The organism is Bartonella sp. MM73XJBT.G, from assembly GCF_028618435.1.
Lineage (GTDB): Bacteria > Pseudomonadota > Alphaproteobacteria > Rhizobiales > Rhizobiaceae > Bartonella.
The window spans coordinates 21,450-34,918 of record NZ_JAQISW010000007.1 but is presented as its reverse complement, the minus strand read 5'-3'; the positions used below and the strand labels follow the sequence as shown (position 1 = coordinate 34,918).

9 protein-coding genes and 1 tRNA gene are annotated in these 13,469 nt (G+C 36.6%); 5 read left to right on the top strand and 5 right to left on the bottom strand.

Annotation, left to right across the window (positions count from 1 at the left end):
- Positions 1-279: 279 nt before the first annotated feature.
- Positions 280-356, bottom strand: a tRNA-Ile gene (locus tag PVV59_RS05410).
- A gap of 168 nt (positions 357-524) precedes the next feature.
- On the opposite strand from PVV59_RS05410, the gene PVV59_RS05405 reads away from it, so the two are divergent.
- Positions 525-1,256 (top strand): SIMPL domain-containing protein, encoded by a 732-nt coding sequence (locus tag PVV59_RS05405; RefSeq protein WP_273755089.1) that lies wholly within the window; start codon positions 525-527, stop codon positions 1,254-1,256.
- Between the two features lie 29 nt (positions 1,257-1,285).
- Here the strand turns inward: PVV59_RS05405 and PVV59_RS05400 are convergent, their stop codons facing one another.
- From PVV59_RS05400 to dnaG, 3 genes are all read right to left on the bottom strand, one after another.
- Positions 1,286-1,747: a YcgN family cysteine cluster protein gene (locus tag PVV59_RS05400; protein WP_273755088.1), complete on the bottom strand. Its 462-nt coding sequence runs from the start codon at positions 1,745-1,747 to the stop codon at positions 1,286-1,288.
- A 617-nt stretch (positions 1,748-2,364) separates the two neighbouring features.
- On the bottom strand, positions 2,365-4,380 hold the full coding sequence (rpoD, locus tag PVV59_RS05395) for an RNA polymerase sigma factor RpoD (protein ID WP_273755087.1): 2,016 nt from the start codon (positions 4,378-4,380) through the stop codon (positions 2,365-2,367).
- A gap of 384 nt (positions 4,381-4,764) precedes the next feature.
- Positions 4,765-6,702, bottom strand: a complete 1,938-nt coding sequence (dnaG, locus tag PVV59_RS05390) for a DNA primase (RefSeq protein ID WP_273755086.1) — start codon at positions 6,700-6,702, stop codon at positions 4,765-4,767.
- A gap of 134 nt (positions 6,703-6,836) precedes the next feature.
- Here dnaG and PVV59_RS05385 point away from each other — a divergent pair, with 134 nt between their 5' ends.
- The 4 genes from PVV59_RS05385 to ubiC all read left to right on the top strand — a co-directional run bounded on the left by PVV59_RS05385 (position 6,837) and on the right by ubiC (position 12,414).
- A complete protein-coding gene (locus PVV59_RS05385) occupies positions 6,837-8,054 on the top strand; it encodes a mechanosensitive ion channel family protein (protein WP_273755085.1) in 1,218 nt (405 codons plus the stop codon).
- A 70-nt stretch (positions 8,055-8,124) separates the two neighbouring features.
- A complete protein-coding gene (locus tag PVV59_RS05380; protein WP_273755084.1) occupies positions 8,125-9,816 on the top strand; it encodes a Na/Pi cotransporter family protein in 1,692 nt (563 codons plus the stop codon).
- Between the two features lie 856 nt (positions 9,817-10,672).
- Positions 10,673-10,924, top strand: a complete 252-nt coding sequence (locus PVV59_RS05375; protein ID WP_273755083.1) for a GlsB/YeaQ/YmgE family stress response membrane protein — start codon at positions 10,673-10,675, stop codon at positions 10,922-10,924.
- 980 nt (positions 10,925-11,904) lie between these two features.
- A complete protein-coding gene (gene ubiC, locus PVV59_RS05370; protein WP_273755082.1) occupies positions 11,905-12,414 on the top strand; it encodes a chorismate lyase in 510 nt (169 codons plus the stop codon).
- Between the two features lie 470 nt (positions 12,415-12,884).
- On the opposite strand, the gene PVV59_RS05365 is transcribed toward ubiC, so the two are convergent.
- Complete coding sequence (locus PVV59_RS05365) at positions 12,885-13,337, bottom strand: GatB/YqeY domain-containing protein (RefSeq protein WP_273755080.1); 453 nt, start codon at positions 13,335-13,337, stop codon at positions 12,885-12,887.
- Positions 13,338-13,469 lie beyond the last annotated feature (132 nt).

Below are 13,469 nucleotides of genomic sequence, written 5' to 3'. Positions count from 1 at the left end.
CACAGAATAAAGTAAAAAACAGTATATGAATTAAGAGTGTAAGCAGAAACACACATCAAATTAATCCAGATTTCCCCAATGTTGCAAATGAAAGCATTTTTTTGATGAGACTGAAAAGTATATCATCATTCTATATATTAAAATGATTTATAGAAAAACACTGCAACAAAAAATGACAAAACAATCAAGAACAAACGGAGAAATAAATCAAAAAACGAAGCAAAGGAGCATCTTCAAACTTTCACTAAGTATTCATTTTCCTATTGGACAATCCCCTATTGGTGGGCCCGGAGGGACTCGAACCCCCAACCAAGCGGTTATGAGCCGCTGGCTCTAACCAATTGAGCTACAGGCCCCATATAGGTGGTCTCTCTCTAAACTAAAATGCTCTATGATACAAGAGCTGACGTGGATTATAACCCATCTTTTTCTCTTTTCTATTGGTTTTTTTTCTAATGCCCTAATTTCTTTACAAGAACTCTCAAAAATGAGAGAGTAGTCATAACAAATGTAAAGGAATAGATATGATAGAAAAGAAAATTCAACCATTGAAGAGTTCTTTGGTTAAAATAGCTATATTAATATTCACACTCTTAGCAACTTCGTTGACTATTGTACGTGCTTATGCTGAAGAAAATAAAAGAGATGCAACGATTACAGTGACCGCAGTGGGAGAGAGTCAAGCTGCACCGGATATGGCAATTATTAATCTCGCCGTTGTCACCCATGATAAAACAGCTCAGAAAGCATTAGCGTCCAATAATCAATCAGTCAACGATATTATAAAAGCTTTTAAAAATAATGGCATCCAAGCCAATGATTTACAAACATCAGGTTTATCTATTTATCAGTCGTCCCACGAAAAAAAGAATAATGAAAAACTCTATCACGTTTCAAATTCTTTAACTGTACGCATTCGTGATCTTAACAATGCTGGTAAAATCTTTGACCAAGCAATGGCCTTGGGAGTTAATTCAGTGAATGGCATCACTTTTACCAACGCAGATACAAAGCCATTTTATCAAGAAGCACGTAAAAAAGCCATTACTGAAGCCATTGAAAAAGCGCAAACAATAGCAAAAGCGGCTGATTTAAAATTAGGAAAAATTATTGAAATCAATGAAAAAGATGATTACTATCGTCCAACCCCGCGTCTCATGAGTAGAGCAGCAGATGCAAGCTACGCAGATACAAATTTTGCCGGGGGTGAATTAAATTATAATGTGAGTATCACTGTCGTCTTTGCGATCGATTAAATCACCAACCATTCTATAAAACGCTCATATTACTGGCCTTCGCATAGGAGACCAGTAATATGAGTAAGGTAATCTTCTTCAGATGACAATTCATCTTCGTAGATCTCTATGTATCCACGTGCAGAAATATGTGCGTTATGCACCGTCTGACAATCTCCTGATATCAATGGATGCCACCATGGGAGATCTTTTCCTTCATGAATTAATTTATAAGCACAACTTCTTGGAAGCCAACGCGCCGTTTTAACTGTTGTAATATCTAACGATATACAATCTGGTACAATTGATTTACGATGAACATAGTCTCGACACTGGCAAGTTTCCCCATCTAAAAGACGACAAGCAATACTAGTCCCATATAGATCGCCCGTATCATCATCCTCAACTTTATGGAGACAACAACGACCACAGCCATCACAAAGGCTTTCCCACTCAGAAAAGGAAAGTTCTTCTAATTTTTTTACTTTCCAAAAAGGAAGTTCTCTACTCATAAACTCAGACACACCTTTTTAAAATTAAAACGATTAATAAAAAAGAAAAAATTAGAAGTTTAACTTCTATAATTTTATTGATTTCTGTCTCTTAAAAAGATTCAGCTCAATGCTTACTTCATACAATTTTCTTAAAATTGATCTGAAGAAAAAAGGCATATTCAAAAAATAGCGCATATAAATGAATATAACCCATTGAAAAATCCCTTTGTAAACTGACAAGGAGTAAAATGCGTTGTGTAAAAACAAGTGAATAATTCTTACAAAGAATACATCTTTCTCATCAAAAAGACAGTACGCTGTACGGTAAATTTATTTTTAAGATATCCCATCTTTAAAAAAACGAACCGCTCCAGGCAAGATAATATTTTATCGTTCATTTCTTAAAAGCTCCCCTCACCTCTCTGCTTCATGACCATTCTTTGCCTTATATCTATTCTTTTGAAACAGAGAAGTACAAAACCTCAAAGCTATAAAAAACGTTAAATATCGTAAGTTTTCTAGATTATTTGAAGTCTTCCCATATTTTTCTCAAAAAATCTCTAAGTACACAGTAACAAACCTCCTCCTCTATGAAGAAGAAAGGGAAAATGATTTAAATGCACCAATTTCTTTATTTAAGAATCGAGAAAACTGCGTAATTTTCGTGAGCGGCTAGGATGCTTCAATTTACGAAGTGCCTTTGCTTCAATCTGACGAATGCGTTCTCTTGTAACTGAGAACTGTTGTCCTACTTCTTCTAGAGTATGATCTGTATTCATCCCTATCCCAAAACGCATCCGCAAAACACGTTCTTCGCGTGGTGTTAATGAAGCAAGAACGCGTGTTGTCGTATCGCGTAAGTTTGCTTGAATAGCAGCATCAATGGGTAATAATGCATTCCTATCCTCGATAAAATCACCCAAATGAGAATCATCTTCATCACCAACAGGTGTTTCGAGCGAAATAGGCTCCTTTGCAATTTTTAGAACCTTTCTCACTTTTTCTAACGGCATAGAAAGCTTGCTAGATAATTCTTCTGGTGTTGGCTCTCGTCCAATTTCATGGAGAATCTGACGTGAAGTACGAACGATTTTATTAATTGTTTCAATCATATGAACAGGGATACGAATAGTACGTGCCTGATCTGCAATTGACCGCGTAATGGCTTGACGAATCCACCATGTGGCATAAGTTGAAAATTTGTAGCCGCGCCGATATTCAAACTTATCCACAGCCTTCATCAAACCGATATTTCCCTCTTGAATAAGGTCAAGAAACTGCAAACCACGATTCGTGTATTTTTTTGCAATTGAAATGACAAGACGTAAATTAGATTCGACCATCTCTTTTTTCGCAATGGTTGATTCGCGTTCACCTTTCTGCACCTGCATCACAATCCGGCGAAATTCACCAATAGAAATAGCCGTTTCTTGCGCGAGATTTTGTATTTCACTCCGCAGTTTTTGAATTTCTTTTGCTTCACGCATTGAAAATTCTTTCCAACCCGGTGCAGGCAAAGCGGCAATATAATTCATCCAATCCGCATCCAATTCACGGCCTTGATATTCCTTTAAAAAATCTTCATGGCCAATGCCATAACTGTTCGCAATTCGTTTCAGCTTACCTTCATTATGAATCAATCTCTTATTGATGTCATAAAGCTGTTCAACCAAAGCTTCGATACGATTTTGGTTCAAAGAGAGAGACTTTACGGCTTGAATCAACTCACCCTTTAGTTGAATATATTTTTTCTTTTGAGAAGCTGTAAGAGCCCCCTCTTTACGCTCTGCCAAACTGCTTTCAACATGCTGGTCTTGTAATTTGCGTAATTTTACATAGGTTTGAGCAATAAAATCCAATGTTTCCATAACTTGAGGACAAAGTTCATTTTCCATTGCTGCAAGGGATAAGTTAACATCATCATCATCTTCTTCATCATCGTCTTCAATGCTTCTTTCTCCTATATTTTCCCCCATATTACGTATAGCAGAAGACATCTTTTCTTCTTTTATCTTATCAACTTCACTTCGCTCAATAACAGGAGCCTGTTTTGCTTCTGGACCAGCATAAGTCGTTTCAAGATCAATAATTTCACGAAGAAGAATGCGCTGTTCTTTTAACTCATCACGCCAGATAATCAGGGCCTGAAAAGTTAAAGGGCTCTCACAAAGTCCCGCAATCATTGTCTCACGCCCTGCCTCAATACGCTTAGCAATGGCAATTTCGCCTTCCCGTGACAGAAGCTCAACAGCTCCCATCTCACGTAAATACATACGCACCGGATCATCCGTACGATCTGTTACTTCGCGTTTATTCGTTGTCGTTGCAAGTGCGTGGCTAGAGGCCTCTACTAAATCCCCCCCCTCTACCGTAACTTCGTCTTCATAATTTTCGGACTCAACTTCATCCTCATCATCGACAACATTAACCCCCATCTCAGAAAACATCGCCAAGATATCTTCAATTTGTTCGGACGTAACCTCATCGGAAGGAAGAACAGCATTGAGTTCATCCATCGTTACGTAACCATTTTTTTTGGCAAGTTTAATCATTTTCTTGATGGCATCATCAGAAAAATCAAGAAGAGGACCCTCCAAACTCGCTTGGGTTGTTACTTCCGTATTATCTTTCTGTTTAACCTTTGTTGCCATACCATAAACTCCACTCGATCACTTCATAGCTTCCATGTAACCATAGTTTCCATGTGACCAGCTTTTTTGTTCTCACTTAAATCGACCAACAGCTTCTCATATATACTTCCTTTTAAGAGATTACTATTGGAAAGAATACATTTTGTATATGCCTTAATATCCAGATAAACTTATCATCCAGACAAAAACGCGGGAAAACTCCAGAAGTTTCCCCGACACCTCTCAGTCCTTCTGAGATAATCTCTGTACCCTATCGTTAAGAACCAATTTCCCGCTTTTCCTAAAATTCATTCTAAAATTTCATTATCATCTTTATGAAAATGTCATTCCACATACACTTCCTTATCTAAAATTTAAGTGACTGATTCGCACTAAAAAAGCGAATCATTTTATCGTATCTTGTGTATTCCCGTCTATTTTTTCATCCAACCAACTTCCAAACCCTTCAATTAATGCTTCTGTCGCCTGCATCTGCTCCAGCTCATTTTTTATCTCCCGAAGCAGATCAAAAACCTCACTCTTAGGATTTTCTACAAGTTGCTCTTCAATATCCTGTAACCTCTTATGTAGGTGGTATTCCTGAAGATGCAAGTAGACAGCTTGTTTTAATATAGCACGTGCATCTTCTATAGGAGCTCCAGCAAAGATAATACGCATACCAATATTTTGCACAAGATGTTTCATACGCTCTAATAAAGCCTTTTGCCCTCTTCTTTCTAAGAACGCAACCATTGTTTCTTTATCATGAAGCAGCTGATTCCCAAGAATTTCCAGCATCGTTTGGTGAAAATACATCAATTGTGTATTTTTTAATTCTAACTCAGAGAGAATCTCAAAATTTTCATGCCATAACTCAGGATAGTAAGCTAAAGTAAGTAAAATCACAGCTTCACGTAAAGGTATAGCCTGTGAAGAATTTCGCACTATTTCAGAATTTTCTAACAGAGAAAAGGATTGATCTTTAAAGATCCTATTGGATGAAACCTGTTCATAGCGCCCTCCCCCCTTCTTTTTAAAAAAAGAGGGACGAAAAAAATCAAAAAGGCGTTGTTTTATATCTTGCAAATAATAACGACGGACATCTTCATCCTTAATCGTAAAAATTTGTTGTTTGAGTTGTTTTTCAAGCGCCGCTCGTGCCTCTGGCGTTTCAAAATGCTTTCCATAGGTAGCCCGCCACCATAAAAGCTCAATCAAAGGTATGGCTTTTTGCAAAAAAGAAGAAAAAAGGGACGCACCACCAGCACAAACAATTTCATCAGGATCTTTTCCTTGTGGCAACAAAACAAAGCGGACACAAACCCCCACCTTTAAAAGAGGCAATACCCGATCAGCAACGCGAAAAGCAGCCTTTAAACCAGCAGCATCACCATCAAAACACAAAATAGGCTCCTTGCCCATCTGCCATAAAAGCTCAATTTGCGCTTCCGTCAATGCTGTTCCTAAGGGTGCTACGACTCCCTCAAAACCGGCTTTAGTCAAAGCAATGACATCCATATACCCCTCGACAACCAGAAGTGAATGAATTTTTTCATCGCCAACAAAGCGACTATTTTTGCGAGCCGCTGCCGCATTATAAAGTATATTTCCTTTATGAAAGAGCACTGTTTCCGGGCTGTTAAGATATTTTGCGCGCTTCTCTTTTTCTAACGCACGCCCTCCAAAAGCCACCACACGTCCACGCAAATCTTCGATAGGAAACATAATGCGATTTCTAAATCGATCATAAGAAGCCCCCCCCTCCTCATGCGCTGTGAGAAGTCCACATTCTTCCATTTGCTTTATTGAGATACCACGAGCACTTAAAGCTTCTTTCAAAGCTGTACGCCTTACCGGTGCAAAACCAATTCGAAAACGCTCTATAAGTTTTTGCGTAACACCACGTTCCTCCAGATAACAACGTGCCTTCACACCTTCTTGATCGCGTAAATGATATTGAAAAAAATCTGTCGCAATCTTCATCACATCATAAAGGTCAGCTTTTTCCATTTGACGTTGATGACTTTGTGGATCCAAAATAGGGAGTTTCATTCCTGCAAAATCAGCCAAACGCTCGACACTTTCTGAAAAATGCAATCCATCAAGCTCGCACAGGAAGGTAAAAATATCTCCGCTTACACCACAACCAAAACAATAATAACGCCCTTTATGATCATCACAATGAAAACTGGGCGTTTTCTCACCATGAAATGGACAACAACACCAAAAATCTCCCCGTGAAGGCTTACTTTTTCGAGGATCAAAGTCCACCCGTTGACCAATCACTGTTGAAATTGGAAGTCTGCTACGCAGTTCATTAAGAAAATCAGACGGGAAACGCATTATCTCTCACAGAGTTTAAAAATTCTTTTTTGCATATTTAACGACTTTAGAGCATAATTCCAAGACTTCCTCTTAAGCAGTTGTAAAATTTTAATCTCTCAACTGCCTATAATTTTAGAAATGGAGAGTAAAAAGTGATCGAATTTATTGTTCAATATCCGTGGTTAGAAGCTATTTCTTGGCTTGTTATTCTTACTATATTTGCCCTTTTAATCAACTTTGCAGGACGAAAATTACTCATCCACGGAGCAAAAAAACTTTCTTCTCTCCTCCCCAAGAATACAACAACTGATATTAAAAATGCTATTCAATACCTAGCAAATATCATTTCAGCTTTTATTCTTTCAGTCGGTGTTAATTTTATACCAACATTGCCCGATGCATTCAGCACTGTCATCAATAATGTTGCCAATGCCTTCATTATCTTTTTTGTTGTTCTAACAATTTCTGCCTGTCTCAACATCATTAACATCCTTTACGAACAACGGCCAACAGCCCGACTAAAACCAATAAAAGGTTATATTCAAATTGCTAAAATTGCACTTTTTGCGATTGCGGCAGTTTTAATGGTCGCCACATTAATTGACCGCTCCCCTCTTATTCTTTTCTCCGGTCTTGGTGCAATGGCCGCAGTTCTCATGTTAATTTTTCAAGATACACTTCTTTCTCTTGTTGCCGGTATTCAAATTTCATCCACCGATATGGTTCGTGTTGGTGATTGGATTGAAATTCCCAATCTTGGTGCTGATGGTGATGTTATTGAAATTGCCCTTCATACTGTTAAAGTTCAAAATTTCGACAACACTATCACCTCAGTACCGATTCGTAAGCTTGTAACCGATCCTTTTAAAAATTGGCGTGGAATGCAAGAATCAGGTGGCAGACGCATCAAACGCTCTCTTTTTATTGATCAATCTAGTATTCATTTTCTCACAGAAGAAGAACAAGAATATCTTTCCCGATTTAATTTATTAGAAAATTATTTCACGCAAAAAAGAGCAGAAATTGATCAATGGAACGCTCAATTAGATAAAAATCATGACGTTGTAGCCAATACGCGCCGTTTAACCAACATTGGAACTTTTCGTGCTTATGTTTTTGCTTATCTACAACAGCATCTCAACATCAACCCCAATATGACCTTTATGGCCCGACAACTGCCCCCTACAGAAAATGGTTTGCCCTTGGAAATCTATTGCTTTACGAATACCACTGTTTGGCTAGACTATGAACAAATTCAAGGTGATATTTTCGATCATCTTTATTCCATTCTTCACTGTTTTGGTCTAAAGGTTTTTCAAAATCCAAGCGGTTCTGATTTTAATCAAGCATTCAAAGCAAAAGCAAAGTAAAAGCAATAAACTTCAAGTTATCAATTTTGAGTTAACCCTATTCATAAACAAAAGAGAAAGAAAAAGTATCATGAATGGTTCATTGGTACTCCTTCATCTTGCAGGCGCTGTTTCTTTACTTCTCTGGGCGACACGCATGGTGCGTACAGGAATTGAACGCGCCTATGGTGACAGGCTTAAATATAACCTGCGCCACGTCATTTCAAAACCATTGTTTGCTGTAAGTTTTGGTCTTTTTACAGCGATGATCTTACAGAGCTCTACAGCCATAACGCTTCTCGTTGGTTCTTTCGTTGAATCTGGTTTTGTCTCTGGAGTAGCAGGACTTATGGCTGTACGTGGAGGAGAATTAGGATCAGCACTCGTTGTTAAAATTCTCACCTACGACCTCACACTTGTTGTGCCCCTTTGTCTTTTAATTGGTACTTGTATCTTCATGACAACACAAAAACGTGAGTGGCGTCAAATAGGACGTATTGTCATCGGTATTGGTCTTTTGATTTTATCTTTACAAATGATCAGTACAGCGACAGAACCTTTGCGGGATAGTGAAATTTTGCCGAACATCATTCGTTACCTTTCAACCGATCCTGTTTCAACTTTTTTGTTAGCTGCGGCTTTAACCTATCTCTTGCATTCATCCATTGCAGGAATCATTTTACTGGTTAATTTTGCCAACTACGACCTTATCCATACACAACTTTGCGTTGTCATGGTTCTTGGTGTCAACTTTGGCTCTTCTCTTATAGCACCGCTTTTAACACGCAATGCTTCTCCGAATACCCGTCTTGTTCCTTTGGGGAATTTACTCATGCGTGGAGCTGGTTCAATCCTTGTGCTTATCTTATATCTGTCTTTTCAACCACCTATCACATGGCTTGGCAACAACGCCCCTACTCAAGTGATCAACGCCCATATCATTTTTAATGTTTTCATTCTCCTCGCTGGAATACCGCTTTCAAAATGGGTTTTAAAATTAACCACTCAAATCGTTCATATGAGTACAAAAAAAACGCAAACCGATAAAACGCTCAATTTATCGGATCAAACAGCTCTTGACGATAGCGTTCTTGAACGCCCAGCTCTAGCGCTCTCCAATGTCATGCGTGAGGTTATTCATATTTGTGATCTTGTCGACATCATGCTAGAAAAAATCATGGGACTTTATGAAGAGCCAGATCCCAATATTATTGCTGAGCTCAATCAACTAAACACCATATTGGACAAAAAACATATCGCCATCAAACTTTATCTTGCACGATTAGCAGGACAAAAATTATCGGATGAAGAAGCTCTTCAAACACAAGAACTTTTAGGCGCCTGTATAAAATTAGACCAAGCAGGCGATATCATTATTCATAATATGCTGATGCTGGTTAAAAAGAAGCAACAAAAAAATCTAAAGTTCAGCAACGAAGGCTGGAATGATCTCCTTCGTTTCCACGCCATTGTACTGGCCAACGCGCATATCGCATTTAATGTTCTCGTCTCCCGTGATACTCACACTGCCCATCTATTGGTCCAAAAAAAAGATCAACTACGAAACTTAGAAAAAGAGATGAGTTTAAAACATTTTAAACGCTTACGTGAGGGGGATCTCAAAAATGTAGAATCATCCAGCCTTCATCTTGATACTGTCCGTGATCTTAAACAAATTAACTCTCTGTTGACCTCAATGATCTACCCTATTTTGGAAGAACAGGGGCTTCTTCAAAGTTCGCGCCTACGCAATCCTACTGAAGAACAGATAGAAAAATCTTAAACTTATAAAATAAATCAAACAAGAAACAGCCCCCATAAATTATTCAATTTTGAACCTTCAAATATCTTGCTTAATATATTGATTTATAATGATAATTTACTCATTTATATTGAATGAGCCCCAAGATATTGTAAGATTCTTTCATTCCAAAGCCGTTCCCTGTTAAATCAATCAAAACCATTCACTTACACATTAAAATGTGGATAATTCTGCATGGAATAAGATGATACAAAAAAGACTTTAAACACCTCTTATGAACTGTCTTAAGAACAAAGAACTATTCGAGACAAGTGTGTTATACTACCGGCTTGCTCTTTTATGAGGCCCAAAGATGGGGCGTAAGGAGATGGCAAAAGTATGATCGTGCCAACCTAAATTCACCTTGGAAAAAAGCGACCACTTCACAGGAGTAGGAAAATAAAGAAATATCCGATGAGGAATGCAAAATGCCCCCTAATTGCAACATTTATATTAATATTTCTAGAGATTTAATTTATACAGTATTTTATAAAGCATGAACAAAAAAATTTTAAATCTTATTAAAAACAATATTGATATCAATTGGAAAGCTAAAAATATTTAAATATCCATTTGACTTATTGTTTTAATCACAATTTTTTATTTAAAAACTTTGTATAAAATAATTATTTTAAAAGTATAACAAATAAAATTTATTATATATAAACATACTAAATATATTTATAAATATATTATATTAATACTATTTAAATATACAGAAACTTAATAAGTAAAGTCTTCAGAAAAATATCCTTTCCACTGGGTAAAAAGGGAATAAACCTTGATCTTTACAAAATTTACTCTAGTTACAATCTAAATTCAGGCAAAGGAGAGTACAATGGAAAATGCAAATATCGGTTGGATAGCAGCGATCATTATCGGCGGGGTTGCTGGTTGGGCTGCACAGTACATTATGAAAAGCCAAACAGGAATATTGTTAAACATTATCTTAGGGATTATTGGCGCTGCCTTAGCGAGCTTCCTTTTTAGTCTTTTAGGCATAAGTTTTGCTGGTTGGCTTGGTTATCTTATTTCAGGTTTTATAGGAGCCTGTATTCTTATATGGATAGGACAAAAAATCCGATCATAAAATATTTATTTATTCAAACACCTTTGGGTGTTCAATATAGAATTGGAATATTTTGAAATATTTTCCCGTAACGCATTGATATCATTTTGGGTATGATGGTGAAGTGCTTAAGTTACGACTTCTAGCATACACCATCATACATCTAACAAAAAGCGGTGAAAACTTTTATAATACGCCATTCTATATCTATAGCCTACGCATATTACGGAAAGGTGTATGCATTATTTTAATAAAATACGAACTTACTTTGTACCGCGTCTTGGCACCAAACCTGCAAATCCAGCTCATTGCACTGTCATGGCAATCTACAAAGGCGAAAACTAATCATGATAATTAAAGATCCTACCGCGTAGTACTTAACGTCTATACACTTCATCAACAAGATTATTTTTACTAAAAAAAACGAAGAGCTCTTTTATATTTTAAAAATATAAAGATAAGGAGTAAGCGTAAATGATAAAAATAAATTTTCTAGTATGAAAAATAAAAGAATAAACGCTATAAAGTTGATATCCTCCTTTTCCATATTTTTATTATTATCAATTAAAGGAATCAAAAGCATTGAATAAAAAATTTAAATGATGATACATTCGTGCATTGATTTTTAACGATGAAAAGATATTAATAATCATTAATATAACTTAAAATCTATCTAAATAATGCTACTTTTATTATAAAAAATACGATAACCGTTTCATCTTAATCTAAAAGGTTTGAGTATCCCGCTTTTTAAAATATAATAGTAAGGGGCTTTATTCCTCATCCCTTTTCCTATGCAATTACAAACGAATGTTAAAGTAGAAAATACTCCATAACCTATTTTTACATATCTTCTTTTAAAGATATTTTCTTTCGATTTTTCATTTGATATTTTCCTATTAAAATTTCGCTGCTTTTATACGTCTGTACGACAATAAAGCCATCTCTTTAGTGTACTCAGCATAACATGTGGAATAGGATTTTAGATGTGGAGTAAAACGATGTCTGATCTTGAAGTTTCCATCTTACCACCTCTGAAGTGGCTCTTTGATCAAAATCCTTCCATACCAGAAAACATTCGGGATTGGCTCATGGAAACGGGTTCGATGACGCTTCGATTAAAAAAATATTGCACCTGCTTCCAAGTTCAACAACAACGCGAATGTTTTATTACACGAGATAAATTAAAGGAAGAAGCAGAACATCTTCCCAAAAGTGCGCGTTATTGGTTACGTGAAGTCATATTGATGGGTGATAATAAACCTTGGCTCCTTGGACGCACTGTCATTCCACAAGAAACCCTTCACCACAATCAAGCCTTGATGCATTTAGGAACGATCCCCTTAGGCAACTATTTATTTAACAGTGACAAACTAACCCGCGATTACATTCATATTGGCCAACAAGGAACGTTATGGGCACGCCGTTCCCGTTTGCGACTAACGGGTGAGCCATTGTTGCTCACTGAGCTGTTTTTAAAAGACTCACCACTGTACTCCCACCATCAATGAGGATACTCATTTTATTTTGCACAATATATAGATTTTTCATAGTTTTAAGGGGGGTATCAGAGCAAAAAATTCTTAAAGCCGTTTTAAAACAAATTACAAACAAAGACTTCTATTCGGAATATTTCTTTATCTCAGCTTAAAAATGTTTTTTATAAAAAAGCGTTTTAAAATTTTTCTGTCCTTATCACAATCATGAAAACCATCTGCATTTAAACTTCTTGCTAAATAATCACCACTCTTAAAAAATAACAGAAATTCTTTATCAAAAAGATGCTTTGAAACATCACAAAAGATGACAATAAATCTTTTTAAAAGTAAAAAAACTATAATCTTTTTGTTCTTTTATGATGTAACAGCTTTGAAAAACAGCAAAATATAAGATAGAAAAAACGTCCTATTGCCCCATAAGCCCGCAAAACAACCGGCTTATTTCAAAAGATCATTGTCCAATTCCTTTGAGTTGATAAGATCTATTGCAATTTTTTACGAAGATTATTGCACACCTTAGAAAAATTCATTTGCCCTGCATACCGTTCCTTAAGCCACGCCATTACCTTACCGATATCACGTAATTTTTTAGCTTTCGTTTGTGCCAAAGCTTCACAAATAACCTGTTCTACTTCCACCTCTTTAAGCTGATAGGGAAGAAATTCACGAATAACTTCTATTTCTGCTTGTTCTTTCTTTGCTAACTCCAAGCAACCAGATTCTTTATACACATGCATTAACGCTTCACGCTGTTGAAGCATTTTCGTAAAAACAGACTGTATCTGCTGATCATCGACTTCTAGTTTTCCTTCATCATAATAAAGAATATCACGATCCCTAACCGCAGCATTCATTAAACGAAGTGTAGCAAGACGCGCACTATCCTGCACTTTCAAAGCAGCCCTAAGAGCCCCATCAATCTGATCACGCAACATAAATTTATCCAATTTTGTTCAAATGGAAAATGCCTTTTAACCAATCTTTATTCATCTTGCAATGGGGATAAAAAAATAATTGAGAGCTCGATCTTAGAAAAGATAAAAACAAGACTTTACCTCTTCATGGAA

Coding starts and splice junctions, on each gene's coding strand:
- PVV59_RS05380 (WP_273755084.1), top strand. CDS start 8,125: ATGAATGGTTCATTGGTACTCCTTCATCTTGCAGGCGCTGTTTCTTTA.
- rpoD (WP_273755087.1), bottom strand. CDS start 4,380: ATGGCAACAAAGGTTAAACAGAAAGATAATACGGAAGTAACAACCCAA.
- PVV59_RS05375 (WP_273755083.1), top strand. CDS start 10,673: ATGGAAAATGCAAATATCGGTTGGATAGCAGCGATCATTATCGGCGGG.
- dnaG (WP_273755086.1), bottom strand. CDS start 6,702: ATGCGTTTCCCGTCTGATTTTCTTAATGAACTGCGTAGCAGACTTCCA.
- PVV59_RS05405 (WP_273755089.1), top strand. CDS start 525: ATGATAGAAAAGAAAATTCAACCATTGAAGAGTTCTTTGGTTAAAATA.
- PVV59_RS05365 (WP_273755080.1), bottom strand. CDS start 13,337: ATGTTGCGTGATCAGATTGATGGGGCTCTTAGGGCTGCTTTGAAAGTG.
- PVV59_RS05400 (WP_273755088.1), bottom strand. CDS start 1,747: ATGAGTAGAGAACTTCCTTTTTGGAAAGTAAAAAAATTAGAAGAACTT.
- ubiC (WP_273755082.1), top strand. CDS start 11,905: ATGTCTGATCTTGAAGTTTCCATCTTACCACCTCTGAAGTGGCTCTTT.